13 protein-coding genes are annotated in these 18,494 nt (G+C 32.5%); 7 read left to right on the forward strand and 6 right to left on the reverse strand.

What is annotated here, in order from left to right:
* Window positions 1–102 precede the first annotated feature (102 nt).
* On the reverse strand, window positions 103–1,116 hold the full coding sequence (locus V9L04_RS06950; protein ID WP_338793363.1) for a methyltransferase: 1,014 nt from the start codon (window positions 1,114–1,116) through the stop codon (window positions 103–105).
* 219 nt (window positions 1,117–1,335) lie between these two features.
* Window positions 1,336–2,490 carry a recombinase RecA gene (recA, locus tag V9L04_RS06955; protein ID WP_338793364.1) on the reverse strand — a complete coding sequence of 385 codons (1,155 nt, stop codon included), beginning with the start codon at window positions 2,488–2,490 and terminating at the stop codon, window positions 1,336–1,338.
* 807 nt (window positions 2,491–3,297) lie between these two features.
* On the opposite strand from recA, the gene hflX reads away from it, so the two are divergent.
* On the forward strand, window positions 3,298–4,551 hold the full coding sequence (gene hflX / locus V9L04_RS06960; protein ID WP_338793365.1) for a GTPase HflX: 1,254 nt from the start codon (window positions 3,298–3,300) through the stop codon (window positions 4,549–4,551).
* Between the two features lie 66 nt (window positions 4,552–4,617).
* Here hflX and V9L04_RS06965 read toward each other — a convergent pair whose 3' ends face one another.
* A complete protein-coding gene (locus V9L04_RS06965; RefSeq protein WP_338793366.1) occupies window positions 4,618–6,447 on the reverse strand; it encodes an ABC transporter ATP-binding protein in 1,830 nt (609 codons plus the stop codon).
* 378 nt (window positions 6,448–6,825) lie between these two features.
* Here V9L04_RS06965 and V9L04_RS06970 point away from each other — a divergent pair, with 378 nt between their 5' ends.
* The 5 genes from V9L04_RS06970 (at window position 6,826) to V9L04_RS06990 (ending at window position 10,867) form a co-directional block, all read left to right on the forward strand.
* Window positions 6,826–7,896: an FAD:protein FMN transferase gene (locus V9L04_RS06970; protein WP_338793367.1), complete on the forward strand. Its 1,071-nt coding sequence runs from the start codon at window positions 6,826–6,828 to the stop codon at window positions 7,894–7,896.
* Window positions 7,897–8,269: 373 nt separating this feature from the next.
* Window positions 8,270–8,725 (forward strand): hypothetical protein, encoded by a 456-nt coding sequence (locus V9L04_RS06975; RefSeq protein WP_338793368.1) that lies wholly within the window; start codon window positions 8,270–8,272, stop codon window positions 8,723–8,725.
* 259 nt (window positions 8,726–8,984) lie between these two features.
* A complete protein-coding gene (locus V9L04_RS06980) occupies window positions 8,985–9,710 on the forward strand; it encodes a DUF3592 domain-containing protein (RefSeq protein WP_338793369.1) in 726 nt (241 codons plus the stop codon).
* 10 nt (window positions 9,711–9,720) lie between these two features.
* Window positions 9,721–10,134 carry an SWIM zinc finger family protein gene (locus V9L04_RS06985; protein ID WP_338793370.1) on the forward strand — a complete coding sequence of 138 codons (414 nt, stop codon included), beginning with the start codon at window positions 9,721–9,723 and terminating at the stop codon, window positions 10,132–10,134.
* 16 nt (window positions 10,135–10,150) lie between these two features.
* Window positions 10,151–10,867 (forward strand): hypothetical protein, encoded by a 717-nt coding sequence (locus tag V9L04_RS06990; protein ID WP_338793371.1) that lies wholly within the window; start codon window positions 10,151–10,153, stop codon window positions 10,865–10,867.
* Between the two features lie 73 nt (window positions 10,868–10,940).
* Here V9L04_RS06990 and nadE read toward each other — a convergent pair whose 3' ends face one another.
* From nadE to V9L04_RS07005, 3 genes are all read right to left on the reverse strand, one after another.
* Window positions 10,941–12,959: an NAD(+) synthase gene (gene nadE / locus V9L04_RS06995; RefSeq protein ID WP_338793372.1), complete on the reverse strand. Its 2,019-nt coding sequence runs from the start codon at window positions 12,957–12,959 to the stop codon at window positions 10,941–10,943.
* Window positions 12,960–13,238: 279 nt separating this feature from the next.
* Window positions 13,239–13,733 (reverse strand): hypothetical protein, encoded by a 495-nt coding sequence (locus V9L04_RS07000; protein WP_338793373.1) that lies wholly within the window; start codon window positions 13,731–13,733, stop codon window positions 13,239–13,241.
* A gap of 138 nt (window positions 13,734–13,871) precedes the next feature.
* Entirely contained in the window at window positions 13,872–17,222 is a 3,351-nt protein-coding gene (locus V9L04_RS07005) for a hypothetical protein (RefSeq protein ID WP_338793374.1), read from the reverse strand.
* A gap of 448 nt (window positions 17,223–17,670) precedes the next feature.
* Here V9L04_RS07005 and V9L04_RS07010 point away from each other — a divergent pair, with 448 nt between their 5' ends.
* Window positions 17,671–18,444: a porin family protein gene (locus tag V9L04_RS07010; RefSeq protein ID WP_338793375.1), complete on the forward strand. Its 774-nt coding sequence runs from the start codon at window positions 17,671–17,673 to the stop codon at window positions 18,442–18,444.
* Window positions 18,445–18,494: the final 50 nt, after the last annotated feature.

The raw sequence follows: 18,494 nt of genomic DNA on the forward strand, positions 1-18,494 counted from the left end.
AATAAATTAGAAGGTCTTTTTTATGAGAATAATCTATAAGTTACTATGCTATATCTGATACTTTAAAAGTATATTAATAATTAAACTTTTTACTTTTATAATTTACACAGCAACTGCTTCAATAATACTTAAAGGACTTTGAGTTGGATAAACATTGTTTATTTTAAAACCTGCTTTTTCTAACAACTCTTCAAACTCTTGTTTTGTACGTTCTTTTGCTCCTAGAAGCAATAACATAACAATATCTAAAGATTTTTCAAATATTTGAGGTTGGTCTTCTTTTATCAAAATATCCATAATCAATAAATGTCCATTCGATGAAATGGCTTCTCTACATTTTTTGAGAATTTTTATACAATCTTCATCATTCCAGTTATGTAATACATATTTAATTACATAACAATCTATGTTAGCAGGAATAGATTTAAAAAAATCACCTTCTACATATTCTAAAACTTCATCTCTATCATTTGCTTTAGCTTGAGCAATGGCATGAGGCAAATCGAATAGAATAGGTTTAATATGTGGATAATTTTGTTTTATTACCTTTAATAATTGTCCTTCTGCTCCTCCTAAATCCACAACACTTTTACAATTACTAAAATCGTAAGCATTAACCAAAGGTTTGTCAAAAGAGTATGAAAAACTAGACATAGCCTGACTAAATACTTTTCCATCTTTGGGACTATCTTTTTTAAAATATTCAAATAAATTTTCGTATCCCATAGCTTTTTCAGAAGCTGAATCACCTGTACTAATAGAATGTTCTAGATTATTGAATATCTTCCACATCCATGGGCTTCCCATCATCCGTGCAAAATTTCGTTGAGAACCATCTGTTTCTTCCTGCAAAAAATAAGAAACATCATTGTTAGAAACCATTTTGTTGTCATCAAGTTCAAAAATTCCTTGTATAGCCAAAACTCTGATTAAACGATATAAAGCATTTTCATTTAATTGTAGTTCTTTACTTATTTGAGCAATAGATTTTGCCTCATTACCAACTATATCAGCAATGCCTAACTCAGCTGCTATACTTAAACATCTTGAAGACACCATTTGTGTCATGATTTCACGCATTTGATTAGGTGGTTTTTTATGAACTTTATTTTGCATATATAATTTATTAAGATGGATTAATTAATATTTGAATATAAACTGTTTCGTGGAACAAATTACAAATTATATTTTGCAATGTAGAGTTACACTAAAAATAAATTATGTTTATTTATTCGAATGACAAAAATAAAAAAGACCTTCCACAAGGCAGAAGGTCTTTTGATATATCAAACAAATAGATGAAGTAAATCCATTTTTAAACGAACTATAAACAGATTATTCTCCGTCTTCTAATTCTTCGTCTTCAAAGACAAAATCTTCGTCGTTGTCTTCTTCCTCATTTTCAGCGTCAGCAGTTGCAGCAATTGCTTTTTCTGCTTTTTTGCCTTTAGATTTAGAAGATTTTCCATCTTTTTCAGCTAAATTAGCTGCCTTATCTAGTTCACGAAGTTGTCCTTCAAGATCTGCCATTAGCACCTCATCTTCTTCGATAAGAGCTTTTACAGAATCACGACCTTGTCCGAGTTTGTTATCTCCATAAGAGTACCAAGAACCTGATTTTTTCACAATATCCAAATCAACGGCTAAATCCAAGATTTCGCCAGCTTTAGAAATTCCTCTTCCATACATAATATCAAACTCAACTTGTTTGAATGGAGGAGCTAATTTATTCTTTTTGACACTCACACGAGTACGGTTACCTGTGATTTTGTCTCCGTCTTTAATTGCTCCAATACGACGAATATCCAAACGAACAGAAGAATAAAATTTAAGTGCATTACCACCTGTTGTTGTTTCAGGACTTCCGAACATAACACCAATTTTATCACGAAGTTGGTTAATAAAAATACAAGTACATTGTGTTTTGCTAATTACACCTGTTAGTTTACGAAGTGCTTGAGACATCAAACGTGCTTGAAGACCCATTTTCGAATCTCCCATATCGCCTTCTAATTCTGCTTTTGGTACAAGAGCAGCCACAGAGTCTATTACTACAATATCAATGGCAGTTGAACGAATAAGCTGTTCAGCAATTTCTAATGCCTGCTCTCCATTATCAGGTTGAGAGATAAGAAGGTTGTCCAAATCTACACCTAAATTTTGAGCATATTGTCTATCAAAAGCGTGTTCTGCGTCAATAAAGGCAGCCAAACCACCTTGTTTTTGAGCTTCTGCAATAGCGTGTAGTGTAAGGGTAGTTTTACCTGAAGATTCTGGCCCATAAATTTCTACTACTCTACCACGAGGTAATCCTCCAATTCCTAAAGCAATATCAAGTCCTAGTGAACCTGTTGAGATGCTTGGAATATCTACTACATTATCATCAGTCAATTTCATGACTGTTCCTTTTCCGTATGTTTTGTCTAGTTTAGCTAAAGTTACTTTTAGTGCTTCTAGTTTCTTTTTTTGGTCGTCGGCTCCTTTTGCCATAATTGAAATATATATAAGAGTGATAAATTATTTACTAAATTATTTTTCCTTTTAAGGATATTACAAAATTAACGTCGTAGAACGTAAGCGATTTACGTAGTAAAGATTATTTTCTAAAAAAAAGCTAATTTTTTACTATTTTAAAAATCAAAATTTTATTTTGTCCTTTTAGGATATTACAAAATTAAGAGCGCAGAACGTAAGCGATTTACGTAGTAAAAAATAATTTGAAGTTTTTTTGACTTTTTTCTAAATTATTTTTCTTGCCTTGTATTTGTTGTTTTTGCTTCCTTTGCTTTTAAGGATACTACAAAATTAAGAGCGCAGAACGTAAGCGATATACGTAGTAAAAAATAATTTCAGATTATTAAACGTTATCACGATTAATTGTCTTATTTGTGTTTAGCTTCACTCAAGACTACGTCGTTTATTTAAAAGAACTAAATCTGGTTCAATCAGTTAAAGTAATTGAATTTACATTTGTTTGTTGGGTCACTATACTAAAACAAAGGCTGTGTGTTTTCCATAAAATAGGATTTGCAAACTTTACTTTATGGAAAGGAAAGAAATTTATACAGAATACTATTTCTCTATTTGTTAAATAAATAGTTTAGATCTAAAAGACAACACTGATCGAATTTTATGCATCGTATGTTCTGAATAGCTAATCTCTTTTAGTTATTAGTTTACGAGAGTTAAAAGTTAGTCTATCAAAAAATGTAAAAGCAAACAAAATTTAAAAATTTCAAGTTTCATATTCAATAAAATCAATACAGAAAACATTTATATCTTTACATAAAAAAATATATGTTAGAAACCGAAAATATAAAACCCGAAACAGCCGTTTTGGTAGGAATTGTAAACCAGACACAAAACTCACAAAAATCACAAGAATATTTAGATGAATTAGAATTTTTGGCAGAAACGCTTGGCATTCAGTGTGTAAAACGTTTTACACAACAATTAGATACGCCCGACACAACTACTTTTGTAAGAAGTGGAAAAATAGAAGAAATCAGAGAATATATGGAATCAAAAGAAATTGATACTGTTATTTTTGATGATGAGCTTTCACCTCGCCACGTTCGAAATATAGGTAGGGAATTCGAAAACAAACAAGTCTTTGATAGAAGTACACTTATTTTAGAGATTTTCAAACACAGAGCGCAAACGTCACAGGCAAGTACACAAGTAGAACTAGCTCGTTATCAATATCTTTTACCACGTCTTACTAATATGTGGACTCACCTTTCTCGTCAGCGTGGTGGTGTAGGACAGCGTGGAGCAGGTGAAAAAGAGATTGAAACTGACCGTCGTATTGTTAGAGATAGAATTACGCTTTTGAAAGAGCGATTAAAGAAAATTGAAAAGCAAGATGAAACACGTCGCAAACAGCGTCATAAAGTAGTTCGTGTTTCTTTAGTAGGTTACACCAATGTTGGAAAATCTACATTGATGCAGATTCTTAGTGGTTCTGATGTTTTTGCTGAAAACAAACTTTTTGCTACCGTAGATTCTACAGTACGTAAAGTTTTTTGGCAAGGAATTCCATTCTTACTTTCTGATACAGTTGGTTTTATCAGAAAACTACCAACTATGCTTATCGAAAGTTTCAAATCTACTTTGAAGGAAATTGTAGAGGCTGATGTTCTGATTCATGTAGTTGATATTTCGCACCCTGCTTTCGAAGAGCATATAAAAGTAGTTCAGGAAACGCTCAAAGAATTAGGAGCATCAGACAAACCGACACTTTTAGTATTTAATAAAATTGATGCTTATACGAATGATGTTCAGGTAGGTCAGAATTATTTGGTTTGTCCTCCAACTTTGGAAGAACTCAAAGATTCTTATTTGGGAAGTGATACAAAAAATACTGTTTTTGTTTCAGCAGTCAAAAATCAGAATATTGAAGAGCTAAAAGAAAAATTAATCGAACTAATTGCAGCTCGTCATTTTCAGATTTATCCGAATTATGTGCGTCCAGATTATTATGCCCAAGGTCAAGATTACAATCAAGAAGATTATGGAATAATAGAGGAACATAATGATGAAGAGGAATAACAAAAAAGTAAATGTCAGTTCAATCTTATAAGAATGAACTGACATTTTTTTTATCAAATAAAAAATCTAGCCTTTTTCAGCCTGCAAAAACTGCATTTCATAAAGTGTGTTATAATATCCACCCAGTTTTAAAAGCTCTTCATGTGAGCCACTTTCTTTTATCTCACCTTTATCCAAAACCATAATTTTATCAGCCTTTTGAATAGTAGCCAAACGGTGAGCAATAACTATTGCTGTTCTTCCTTCCATCATTTTATCAATTGCATTTTGAATTAATTCTTCTGTTTCAGAGTCTACTGAAGAAGTCGCTTCATCAAGAATCAGTATTTGAGGATCATAAACCATTGCACGAACAAAGGAAATAAGCTGTCTTTGTCCTACTGAAAGTGTTGCTCCTCGTTCTTGTACATCATAATAAAAACCATTTGGAAGTTTTTCTATAAATTCTTTTGCTCCTACTAATTCGGCTGCTTGTTTTACTCTTTCTAAAGAAATATCTGGATTTCGTAATGTAATATTGTCTATGATAGTTCCTGAAAACAAAAAGACATCTTGTAAAACAACTCCAATATGCTGGCGTAAAGAATTCAAATTATAATCTTCTAAATTCTTATCATCAATAAAAATTTCTCCTTTCTGAATCTCATAAAATTTATTTAATAGATTGATAATAGAAGATTTTCCTGCTCCTGTTGCACCTACCATAGCAATGGTTTGACCTTGTTTTACTTCAAAAGAAATATTTTTCAATACCCATTCAGGTTTTGTTTCTACTTGAATATCTCCGTTTTCTGAATATTCTTTTTTGGTAGAATCCATATTATAGGCAAACCACACTTCCTCAAAACGAATATCTCCTTTTAAATTTTTGGCAAAATAAGTTCCGTTGTGTTGAATGGTACTATTGTCATCTAAAAGTTTCAGAATTCTGTCCGAACTCACAATTCCTAATTGCAGTGTATTAAAACGGTCTGCAATCATTCGAATAGGACGGAAAAACATAGCCAAAAATAAAATAAAAGCAATCAGAGTTCCGAGTTCAATACGCTCTCCCAAAACACTAGAAGCACCATACCAAACTACCAAGCCAGTTCCTGCTGCTCCCACAATTTCGGCAAGAGGAAAGTAAAGTGAGTAATACAAAACCGTTTTCACATTCGCTCTTCTATGTTCCTTATTAATAGCCTCAAACTTTTTGTGTTCTCGTTTTTCACTATTAAAAATCTGAACAATTGCCATTCCTGTTACGTGTTCTTGTACAAATGAATTGAGATTCGAAACAGCAGTACGAACATCATTAAAGGAATCTTTTACTTTTTCTTTAAAAATATATGTTCCAACTAACAGAAAAGGCAATACAGTAAGAGTAACCAAAGTCAGTTTCCAGTCTAGATATAACATAGCAGCTAAAATAAAAATAAGCTGCAAAATATCTCCTAAAATGTTGGCAATTCCTTGTGTAAAAATATTAGAAAGCGTTTCAATATCTGAAATATTACGAGTTACAAGTCTTCCGATAGGTGTTTTGTCATAAAAAGACAATTTCATTCCCATCAAATGATTATAGACTTGCATACGAATATCACGCACTACATTTTGCCCCAACCAACCCGAAAGGTAACTATGAATAAACTCAACACCCACTTGTACGACAGCTGAAACTAAGAGCAAAATAAGCATCAAATTTAAGCCTTGCCAGTTGTTTTGAAGGATATAATCATCAACTGTAAGTTTGATTAAATAAGGACGAATAGGGGCAATGATTCCTAACAAAACAGTTAGAAAAATAATAAAATAAAAACGTCCTTGATATGGTTTTACAAAAATGAAAACACGTTTGAGTATTTTCCAGTCAAATATTTCTCCTTTAGGAGTTGATTTTTCTAAATTTGCCATTTATATAATACAAAAAGTAGTGCAAGTAGTATAAAAGAAAGTCATCAGAATAATAAAAACATACTGCAAGTTAATCTAAAAATTTATTTAATTATTCATTAATAACTCAGACTTCACTACAACGCATGAGTATAGCAATAGGTTTTTTTAACAATTCTATAATTTAACAAACTCAAATGAGGTATCAAAAATTCTTTAGTCTCAGTAAAAATAAAACTAGTTTTTTGAATAAAAATTTTACTTAGTCAGACTAGAAAATCTGAAATATTTATTACTTATAACTTGAGTTAAGTTACACAAAATTACTAGACGAATAGTTTGTATTTTTGCTTACTGATTGATTCAACAACTAAAAATCTTAAAAAAATTAAAGGTAAAATGGAAAAGAAATATTATTATCGAAATGCAATTTATGGAGGTATACTTATTTTAATGATGTTTTTGGTGTACAAATTCCGAAATACAGAAAATATAAATAACCAACAAATCTACCAAGTATATGGAGAAACACAAGGCACAACCTATACTATAAAATACTTAGCTGAAAAAGGTAATAATTATCAGCTTGCCATTGATTCGGTTTTGGTTGCTTTTAGTCAGAGCCTTTCTACTTATATTCCTGATTCTGAGATTTCTATTTTTAATAACCTATCAACTATTGATAGTGTGGTAGTTTTTCAGAATGAGCTTTTTTATCCCGTCTTGAAGACTAGTAAAGAAATATTTGAGCTGAGTGAAGGAGCTTTTGACCCAACTCTTGCACCTGTAATTCGTGTTTGGGGATTTGGCGAAATAGAAGAACCTGAAAAAATTCCGTCTGATAAAATTGATTCCTTATTAGAATTTGTAGGTTTTGATAAATACATTGTTTTTGATAAAAAATCGCTCAAAAAAACTAAAAAACATATCCAACTTAATTTTAATGCCATTGCTCAAGGTTATGCAGTTGATGTAGTAGCTCTTTTCTTAGAGCAAAAAAACATCAAAAATTATATGGTAGAAATTGGTGGAGAACTCAGAGCCAATGGAAAAGGAACAGATAACACAGGATGGAAAATAGGAATTGATAAACCCATTGAAGAAGAAAAAGACAGTCAGAATACAGAAAGAGAACTTCAAGCAATAGTTACTTTGAATAACAAATCTCTTGTAACATCAGGAAATTATCGCAAATTTTATGTTAGAGAAGGTAAAAAATATCCCCATACTATCAATCCAAAAACGGGTTATCCTGTTTCTCATAATCTTTTAAGTGCAACTATTTTGGCTAATGATGCCATGACTGCTGATGCACTTGGTACAGCTTGTATGGTTTTGGGAAAAGATAAAGCTTTAGAAATGATAGAAAAATTAGAGAATACAGAAGTATTTTTGATTTATGATGAAAATGGAACTACCAAAACAGCTATGAGCAATGGATTCAAAAACCATATCGAAGAGTTAAAATAAAGATTAAGGTTTATTTTTTTTGTTTATCTTTAATGTTTCGTTAGAATTGAGTTTACAAACACAATTCATATAGAAAGGTAATACAGACTAGGGTCATGTTCTATTGTAACTATATCAACAAATGAAACCTATTTTTACACTACCTTCATCATTAGAATTATTTTGAAATTACTCTAAAGATGTTCTGATTTCTCTAAAAATTACTTCAAAATAAAATCGTTTTTGTATTTTGGCTAGTAAATTGAATTACAATAGGTTATACACTTTCATAAATTTGGACAAATATAGAGTTCTGATAGTTCTCTGTCTTTTTTCTTGTTGTGTTACTAAATTTATGTTTCTAATTTTATTCTAGTCCTATAAAAAAATAATTATGAAAATTTTCCTTTTTTTGTGCAGTTTGTTTGCCTTTATGGCTTTTAGTAGCTCTTCTGAAGCCTATGCTCAATGTGATGTAGATTCGTTGGCTCAAGTAAAAATAATGAAAGATTTATCTAAAAACGGATATCGTCTTTCAAAGAGCTACCGTGTTCAGCGTACTTGTAGAGGTTGTAACAACTTTAGAAATTATACTGTCATTATGACTAAAGGAAATACCTATACACTTGTAGTATTGAGTAGTGAAGGTGGCGCAGAAAATATTATTGCTAATTTTAAAGAGCTTTCAGGTGCAGTTATCGCTTCTAATTATGATGATGGCTCAAAGAAGTTTTATACTTCTATTACCTTTCAATGCAATCGTACAGCTCCTTATTATCTCAATTTTCTTCCTAAAGATTCCAAAAGCTCATGTGGAATGGCATTTTTAGCATTTAAGATAACCAAATAAAAAAGCCTTTTTTGATTTAAACAACAAGCAAACCTAATTCTAAAACAGAATTAGGTTTTTTGTTATATAGAATTTGAAATTAAATGCTAAAAAAGTGAACAAAATTTATGTATTTTGCATAGTGAATAAACAATTAAAAATTACGAATATAATTCCTTGATAGTGAATAGTTTTTAAGATGAAAAATATTATTTAATTTTCACTTCTACTAAGTATAGGTTAGCTTACAGTTTTTTGGCTGTCATAAAAAATATCAAAAATGAAAAGAACGGCATTCTATCTCGCTTTATCACTTATTCTGACAGGTTTGGTTTTTCTTGTTTTGGCTACACAAAGTTGGAATAAAGAACAAATTCGTCAGACAAAATATGAGCGTACTTTGGGTAGAGTAGTCGAAATAAAACCTCTCCCAGAAGACAAAACATACCCTGTCATTGGTTTTTATGCCTTGGATAGCCAAAAAGTAATGGTACACGCAAAACAGGAGGCTTCTCGCTTTTCTAGTTACAATCTTGGAGAAGTAGTAGAAATTTATTATGATATTATCAATCCAGATGATACCCATATTGTTCGTTATGAGTGGTTTTGGATGAGTTTTTTGTCTATTACAGGAATTGCATTTGTGGGAGGAGGGCTTGTTTGGGGACTTATGATTTGGCTACGAGCTAACCGTCGAAATTGGCTTTTAGAAAATGGAAGTGTTTTAGAAGGTGTAATTCAGTCAGTAGTGCAAGACCCACAAATTATGCTACAAGACAAACCTGCTTTTATTATTCTCTGTGAATGGAAAAGAGATGAAAATTCAGGAGTATTACTTTTCAAGAGTGAACCTTTAGCTGCCGACCCTACTGAGCTTTTAGAAGAAAGAGAAACACTACCCATTTATATAGATTTAGAAAACCCAGAAAATTACTGGATTGATATTTCGTTTTTGAATGAAGAAAGAGAAGAAGAAACTAGAACAGAAGAATCAGAAAATCTATAAGAATAATTCTATGAAAATAACCGATTTTGAAAAACATATCGAAACTCGTTTTTTAGACAGAGGATTTTATATCTATGAACAAGATTATATTCAAGAGATAGATACCATTGGATTAGGAGAATTTTTTGCCATTGTTTTGGGAACAACTTATTACAAAGTTTATGTTCAGATTGAAGAAGAAACTATCATTGCATGGAATTGTACATGTCCGTATGATGGAAATAACTGCAAACATGTAGTAGCTGTTTTGTATTATATACATGATTCTAAAATGTGGCTAGAATTACCTAAAAACACAGTTTTAGATAAAATAGAGTCTGTTTTTGATAAACTTTCAAAAGAAGAAATTAAAAAATTTCTCTTTACTTATTTTAAAAGAAATGATGAAATGAGAGAGGATTTTTTACATAGATTTAGGAAGTAATAAAACTAAGGAAATTATGTTAATACCAACAAACACAGTAAGTTTTTTTAAATGGGTAAAGAAAAGAAGTGAACACTATTGGAGTAAAGAATATCAAGATTCTATTGCTTCTAAAGATGAAATATATAAGTGTGAAAAGTGGATTATTGGTGCAAAATGGGTCGGACTAACCGAATCCCAAATTGAAGAAGTTGAGAAAAAATATCAAGTAACTTTTACTGACAAACATAAAGCATTTTTACAAATTCTTCACTCTATAGACAGAAAAGAGGTTAATGAGTATTTAGAAGAAGACCCTTTCTTTTATAACTGGATAAGAGATGAAGAAGAAATTAGATATAGACTGAATTGGGCATTTGAACAAATATTATTTGATATTTTAAATCCTAGATGTAATTTTTGGCTAAAGTCGTGGGGACAAAAACCAAAGTCAGAACAAGAAAAAGAACATATTTTTAAAGAACAGTTTGCAAAATCGCCTCAACTTCTTCCTATTAAATCTCATAGATTTATAGTGAATGACCATCAAAATACAATTTTATCTATTTGGGGAAGTGATACAATCATTTATGGTCAGAATTTCAGACATTATTTATTGAATGAAATAAGTGAACATTTGAATTTATCAACAGAAGAGAGAAAAGAAGTTGATGCATTAAATGCAAAGGAATACAAAAGTATAGAATATCAAAAAATCCCTTTTTGGAGAGAAATAATTAGTTCTAACTCTTGAAAAAACTATCTTATTTAAAAGAATACAAACTCTATATTTATATAATAGAGTTTGTATTTTATTATAAGAGAAATCAATTATTGCCAAGTTGTTCCAATTCATATTCAAAACCACTAGATAAAATAGGGAAACGACACCACGTTTTTGGATCAAGATTTTTATCATCTAAATGGAAAGAAGGCGCATAACGTTCTCGCTTCCATTGGTTTCTACTCCAAAGTCTGAAAAATTTGATTGTCCATTCTTTGAGTTGCTTTTCGTTGTATTGCTTGAAAGTTAGTTTTAATAACTTCAAGCAATCAGCAGGTGATTTTTTATCTCTGATGGCAGCTTCTTCAATAGCATCTAGCAAATCATAAGGCATCAAATCATCTTCATCTGTTTGTTTATTTTCTAAAGGTCGAAGTTCGGCAGTCGGTTGTTGCTGATTGATAAATTTTAGAGCTTCAATTTTGAAATAAGACGATTCAGAATCATTAATCCAAGTCAAAACTCCTTTTATTTCTAACCATTTTAACCAATTTCTCAAAAAATGTTTATCTATTCCTGCAATGGGGCTAAGTCCTCCACTTGTGTCTCCGTCCATTGTTGCATAACCTACAGCAGCTTCCGAACGATTACTTGTAGAAAGCAAAAGAGCATTATAAATATTTGCAATCATCCAAACAGAAGGCGCACGAACCCTAGCTTGAATATTTTGTAGCGCAATATCATCAGTTTGCCAAGTGAGTTTTCTATCCAAACCCTGCTCAATAATTTTGTGATATTCTTTCACAACCTCGTTAATATTAAATGTATAATGAGTTGCATTTAGTGCTTCTGCTAACTTATCTGCTGCATTTTCAGTTGTGTTTGAGCTGTTTTCGGTGGGTTGATAAGCTGTAAGTAATAATTTTTTAGCAACTTCATCAACTGTACTTAAATTTTGAATAGCTGAAATATAATAAAGTTTTTTCTTAAACTCTTCTAACCCAATATTTTCAACACCTAATTTTATCAATAAATATACGCAACAAGCTACGGCTGCCGAATCTGCTCCACCCGAAAGAGAAACTACAAAACCATTCGAACGACTTTTTCGAAGATAATCAAAGAGTCCTAAGGCTAAAGCTCGTGTAAACTCTTCTTCTTGAATAGAATCACTATATTCCCATTTTGATTCACTTGGGTCATACGGTTCAGGTTCTACATTTGGAAAATTGTATGGAATTATTATTTTATTATCTTGAGTAGAAGGCAAATCAAAATTCATACTCGCCTGAGATTGTGCAATTCGGTTGGCATTAATATCAATAACAGCATCAGTAACAAGTACATCATGAAAACTCAAACGCTGACCAATATTTGCTATTTCTCCTGCTGAGGCTATAATTGTCCCTCCATCATAAATCGCTCTTCCTGCTTCATTTCCTAAGAGATTTGCATACAAATATGCCACCCCAAAAGCACGAGAACCTTCCAAAACAAAGCGTTTACGTACATTTATTTTATTGAAAGCAAAATGAGAAGCAGAAGGATTCATAATTACATCAATTCCATAATTAGATAAAACACGTCCAGGGCGATGAGCTACCCACGCATCTTCACAAATTTCAAAACCAATTTTTATTCCTCCAATATCAAAATAAATATCTCCAAAAAGATAATTTTCCGTTTCTTTTGTTTCTAGGTTTTGAATAGACAGATTTATATGTTTATCAGCGACCCAAGGTGTAAACCAACGAGGTTCATAATGAATTCCATTTCCAGCCAAAAAACGTTTAGCTACAAAACCTGCAATTTTTCCATCTACCAAAAGCGCACAGGCATTGAAAGTTCGGTTTTGATACATCATGGGAAGTCCCAAACAAGTAATAATTCCCTTTGTGTGGGGCAAAACTTCATACAAAACTCGTATAGACTGCTCCAAAACATTAGGCGAATAAAACATGTCTTCACAGCCATATCCAGAAATACACAGTTCGGGCAAACATAGAACGCTTACATTTCGTGCTTTTGCCTCATGAATGGCTTGCAGAATATTTCTTTTATTGCGCTCCCAGTGCATTGGAGTTTGGTTCAAAACAGCACAAGCTACTTTTAGTAATTTCATAAATGGAAATATGTTACTTTATATTTACTTGGTTCAAGCAACAATACTAGTTGAAACAATTAAATATAAGTTAGGTTAGTGTCAAAAATACAATTTCTATTAATTTGATTAACGGAATTTATTAGAAATAGTTTTAGATAGTGAAGCATAACAATCAATTTAATATCATTTACATGAATTTTATCACTAGTTTCAACAGCCTTTTTCAATAAAATATAAAAAAGCCTTCTAATTTTTCAATTAAAAGGCTTGTCGTAGAAAGTAATTACTTACAAAACACTATTTTTCTTCATCTATAACATCTCTTCGCACCCAATAACCATCATTTTCTATCCATTCATAACGTGGCTCATTTCCTACTTTTTGTAAAAACTTATCTGTAACTACAAACTCTCCTTTTTTCCATGTAATTTGAAAATCTACAATTACACTATCTTTTGAAGTAGTCATCAAAACAGGCATATAACCTACAGTAGGAGATACTTTTTTAAATCTTGGACGCAATACCTTTTGTATTTGTGGATAGCGATAAGGCAATCTACTATTCATAAGAGGATCTTCAATCTCCATAGCTATTTTACCATCTTTAAGTAAAGAATCTTCATAATATCTATTGATTACTTTTCCCATAGTGGTAGTATCATTCCAGTTAGCAGCTAGAGTTTCAATTTCTTCGTTTTGTTCACTTTCAGAATCTTTATTTTCTGTAGAACTTGTACAAGAATAAAAAGTAATTACAACAATTACAAATAACAAAGAAGATAAATAACGCATAAAATTTTTAATTAATAATTTGATTAGCATTAATTTTTATAAAATAATTTGACAAAAAAGAAAGGCTAAGGTTGCCCTTAGCCTTCTTTTTATATATAAAGGATTCAAATATGAATCATTAAAGCCGTTAGACTAAAATTATTCTAATTCGATACCAGTACCGTAGTTTACGTCACGGATATAAGTCATACCAGAATACACGTCAAAGCTACTAGCTCCACCGATAGTTCTGAAACGCTCACCCATTGCATTGTAGTAAGGATCATTACCATTATACAAGAATGAAGTAACTGTAACACCATTAACCGTTACTGCAGTAGTAGGGAAAGAACCTGGTGTATAAGTTAAGCCATCAATCATTGCACTTGGATTCAATGTAGCAGTACCAGTTCCACCAGTAGTAGCATCTTGATCACCAAATGTTACATTGAAAGTAGGAGGAGTAATATATGTTCCAGTAATTTCAGGAACAGTACCAGCAATTGCAGTAAAGAACGCAGTTGCATCAGTAGTTGGGTTAGTACCTAACCAGTACTTGAAGCCAGCTGCATATGTAGAAGCATCTGCTGCATAAGGTGTAAGGTAAGTACCATTACGACTGTTAGCAGAAGCAGTAAACTCATTTTCTAAACGAGCTACGCTAATAGCAACGTTTACTGGGTTAGTAGCTAAATCAGCAGCAGAGAATGGCAATGCACCTGTATAAGATAATGAAGTATTAGTAATCTCACCAGCTTCGTTAAAAGTAAGGTTGTTACGAATAGCACCATTAATAGCTGTATTGATAGCAGCTAAATCTTCAGCAGACTGATTTCCACCAGAAAGTCTGAATTCAGGACGAACTGCATAACCAGAACCTGGAGTATCAAAAGTGATAGTCAAGTTAGTTGCATTAAGAGAAGCAGAAGCATTTGCATTTGCACCACCGTCAGCAGATTGAGCATACTCAGCTAAAGCAGTTCCTTTGTTACCGTCAAGGTCAGCAGGAATTACCCAGAAGTTGTATGCAGCAGGAGCAGGATTAGTATAACCAATACCTTGGTTTACAATGAACAAACCTACTAAGCTGTTACCAGAGTTATCAAAGATTGGGTAACCCCAAGCATTAACACCACCACCAGCAGTTGGATTTTCAAATACTACGATGAAATCACTGTTATCTGCGTAGTCAGCAGGAGCTACAGCAACACCATTTCCATCAACGATAGTACCAGAACCATCATTAAGCGTAGTCAAGTAATCAAAAGATTCACCAGCAGCTGTTACAGTTGACTGATACACATCATTTGTAGTACCGTAGTTAGTAAGGATATAGCTATCAATACTTCCACCTTGAGTAAAGCCTTCAGCAGAAACACCTACAGCATCAGGGTTAGCATTAATATTAATAGTACCATTTATTTCTGTACCAACAGCTCCCCATCCAGAAGTAGCTCCTTGTATTTCAATACCTGTAATAACTCCATTAGTAACAGTAGCAACAAAAGTTGGAAGAGTTGCACCAGCAGGAGCAGTTAATCCTGTAGCTGTAATACTAGGTACAAATGTATAATTAGTACCTCCATTAAATGAAATATCTCCACCTGGACCTGTAAGGTTTCTTGCACCTGCACCACCATTATTCCAATTTAATGCACCAGCAGCATCTACTATAAATAGTTCATCACCAGCAGCAGCAGGAGATACGTTACCATTTTCACCATAATTAAATGTAATATTAAGGCTTGTATCATCATATCCGTCACCACCACCTGTTAATTGAACTTCTGTAACAGTACCTACAGTTTCATCAACAATAGCAGTAGCAGTAGCTAAAGAACCACCTGTTGGAATAATATTGTTGTTGAATACAACACCAGGAGCAACACCTGTATATGCACCTACACCTGTAACTGGAGTACCAGGAGCAACTGAAGGAGTCATTCCAAATCCACCGTTCATGATACGGATATAAGTAATTTGAGAGCTAGGAGCAGCTACAGAACCAGTACCATTAGCAACTGGAACACCACCTACACGACCTGTATACGACTTACGAGTAAATGTAACAGCAGGAGCAGCAGCATAACCTGATCCACCACTTGTTACAGTAACACTACCTACCATTTTCAAGCCTCTGTCTCTTGCATCAGCAGCATCACCAGTAGCAGTTGCAGGAATATCTACCAAAGTAGCTGTACCAGTAGCAGTAACACCACTTGCAGAAGTTCCGATAGTTACAGTAGGAGCTTCATAATAATAACCTCCATCACTTACAGAAATAGCAGAAACTCTATCACCACCTGCAATACTAGCAGTAGCAGTAGCGTCAGTAGTAACGAAGTCAAAGTTTACAGTAGAGTAAACAGCAGCTAAGTCTGATTCTCCTGTAAAGAAAGGAGTTGGAGTTTGGTTTCCACCCATCTCAGTATTCTGAGTGTAAAGGAAACGTTTAGTACCTGTACCAAAATCACCGTCAGTAGAACCTGTTTGAGTGATACCGTTACCAAATACGTAAGTACGATTTGCAGCGAAATCATCAAACTTCATCTTAATTGGAAGACCAGATGCAGTACCTGGTACATTAACACTATAGAAACCACCTTGAGTAGCTCCATCAGTTACATCAACACCACTATCATCTGTCAAATCAGTAAGAACAGTAGTACCAGTAGTAGAAACAGCATTCTCATAAGCGATACGTCTTACGATACCTGACTTAGTAATATTTCCATTGATGTTAGTACCTTCGTCAGTACCGTTCATTGGATTAACGTATTTTGCCATAAAAGCAGCGTTTACGTCAATGAAAGCACGTACTTTAACGCCGTCTGGAGCTGGCTCTTCAAAGTTATTACCGAAAGTAATATCTGTTTCAGCAAAAGCAAATCCTTTGATTTCAGCAAGTTCAGGAGTACCAGCTGGAGGATTAAGAGGGTTTTCAAATACAGGAATAACATTACTTACAGCAACGTGTGCGCCATTAGCAACACCACCATCTGGAGTAAGGTTAGCTGTATAGTTTACAGTACCATAGTTATCAGATACGATACTTACAGTAACTTCACCACTGTAAAGTTCGAATGAAGCAACACCAGCAGCGTTAGTAGTAACTTCTTGGCTGATACCTGACTGACCAGTAACATCACCTGATGTAAATTGAGATACAGTAACGACAGCACCGTCAAGACCTTCAACTTCTTCAAAACGACCACTAGAGAAAGCAGCATCACTACCTGGAACTACAACAACAGAATAAAGAACTCTACCACCTGCGTTAGCACGAGTAAGAGCTTCTATTTGTTGACGAACTCTAAGAGTTTGCTCTAAACGAGTTACATCGTTGTTTAAGTTATCTTGATTACGAGTGTTTTCAAGCTCAAGACGTTGTTGCTCTAAAGCATAAGCATCTGCTTCTGTGAACTCATCACGTTCACAAGATGAGAAAGTAACCAATGCCAATAAAACAGCAAGGTACTTGAATGAATAAATAAAAAGATTTTTGTTCATGGAACAATAGAGTTTAGTGTAATTGAATATCAATTTTTTGCGCACTTAGTAGTTTACACTTGTGAATGCAAAGGTAATTATTAGTTTTGAGACTTACAAAACGTTTTTCAAAAATAATTTTTATTTTTTTCCAAGTTATTTGAATGTTTTTCATTCTATATCTTAAAAAATTTTAGTTTTTTAAATTATTTTTTGAGAAGTTTCTAAAGCCTTTATCACGAATGTAGTAGCTTTGCAGACAAGCGAACTGTCTGTTATGCTTATAAGACCCAACAACTACTAAAAAAGGTTGCATTTGGTTAAAAAAAAATCAAAATTCTTTCATTTTTTTTCAGAAATATTAAATTCTATGTGGTACATCAATCAAAAAAACACACTTAAACACCTGTATATAAATCACTTACAGACAAATTCTTTTAATTTATTTTTTTTATTATTATTTAGTCTTTTGACTAATTTATTTTTTATTTCGTCTGCTTTTTCACAATCTCAAGACGGTAACACAAATGATTCTCTACAAATAGATACATTAAGCTCTTCTGCTTCTTTAGATTCTGCCTTACTTACAAAAAAAATACGTACAAATTTTAGTATCGGATTTCGTGGGGGCATTAGCATTGGAAAACTTGAAATAGCTAGTCCTTTAGAAAATGATCAAAATACAACAGGTATTGGTTCTTCTATTACTGTTTTTACTAATTATAGAATTAATTCAAAATTTAGTATTCAGCCCGAAATTAATGTGGGAAAGTATAGAAGTAATAACACTTTATATCAAATTGCTCTTACAGAAGGCAAAGTAGACTATTCCATTTCTACTTATGATTTTAATTTATTAGGAGTATATTCTTATTCTATTAAAGATTGGTTTTCGCTTTCTTTGGAAGCTGGAGGTTCGGTTGCTTATTTACAAAACTCATTTGGAAAAGTAGTTGCTCCTAATATACATGTAGGTGGATTCTATGATACAAATTCAGACAATCAGTTTGAAAAGCTTAATTATGGAGCAATAATAGGAATTGTTCCTTCTTTTAATTTTGAAAATATAAGTATTCAGGCTTCTATACGATATAGATACGGACTCAATAACATTAATACTTTTGATTATAAACTCAATAGATATTTATCAGATTCAGAGCGAACTATCCAAACTAGAGATATTATTTTTCAAATTGGTTTCTTTGTTCCTATATATAAGAAGGAGAAAGTGATTGGTGAATAATAACTTTTAATTGAGTATTATTAATCATTTTTTTCAAAGATAAAGTCATA

The sequence above is a fragment of the Bernardetia sp. MNP-M8 genome, assembly GCF_037126285.1.
Lineage (GTDB): Bacteria > Bacteroidota > Bacteroidia > Cytophagales > Bernardetiaceae > Bernardetia.

What these genes read in the sequence shown, in the direction of transcription:
- V9L04_RS06950 (WP_338793363.1), bottom strand. Translation starts at nt 1,116, where the DNA reads ATGCAAAATAAAGTTCATAAAAAACCACCTAATCAAATGCGTGAAATC.
- recA (WP_338793364.1), bottom strand. Translation starts at nt 2,490, where the DNA reads ATGGCAAAAGGAGCCGACGACCAAAAAAAGAAACTAGAAGCACTAAAA.
- hflX (WP_338793365.1), top strand. Translation starts at nt 3,298, where the DNA reads ATGTTAGAAACCGAAAATATAAAACCCGAAACAGCCGTTTTGGTAGGA.
- V9L04_RS06965 (WP_338793366.1), bottom strand. Translation starts at nt 6,447, where the DNA reads ATGGCAAATTTAGAAAAATCAACTCCTAAAGGAGAAATATTTGACTGG.
- V9L04_RS06970 (WP_338793367.1), top strand. Translation starts at nt 6,826, where the DNA reads ATGGAAAAGAAATATTATTATCGAAATGCAATTTATGGAGGTATACTT.
- V9L04_RS06975 (WP_338793368.1), top strand. Translation starts at nt 8,270, where the DNA reads ATGAAAATTTTCCTTTTTTTGTGCAGTTTGTTTGCCTTTATGGCTTTT.
- V9L04_RS06980 (WP_338793369.1), top strand. Translation starts at nt 8,985, where the DNA reads ATGAAAAGAACGGCATTCTATCTCGCTTTATCACTTATTCTGACAGGT.
- V9L04_RS06985 (WP_338793370.1), top strand. Translation starts at nt 9,721, where the DNA reads ATGAAAATAACCGATTTTGAAAAACATATCGAAACTCGTTTTTTAGAC.
- V9L04_RS06990 (WP_338793371.1), top strand. Translation starts at nt 10,151, where the DNA reads ATGTTAATACCAACAAACACAGTAAGTTTTTTTAAATGGGTAAAGAAA.
- nadE (WP_338793372.1), bottom strand. Translation starts at nt 12,959, where the DNA reads ATGAAATTACTAAAAGTAGCTTGTGCTGTTTTGAACCAAACTCCAATG.
- V9L04_RS07000 (WP_338793373.1), bottom strand. Translation starts at nt 13,733, where the DNA reads ATGCGTTATTTATCTTCTTTGTTATTTGTAATTGTTGTAATTACTTTT.
- V9L04_RS07005 (WP_338793374.1), bottom strand. Translation starts at nt 17,222, where the DNA reads ATGAACAAAAATCTTTTTATTTATTCATTCAAGTACCTTGCTGTTTTA.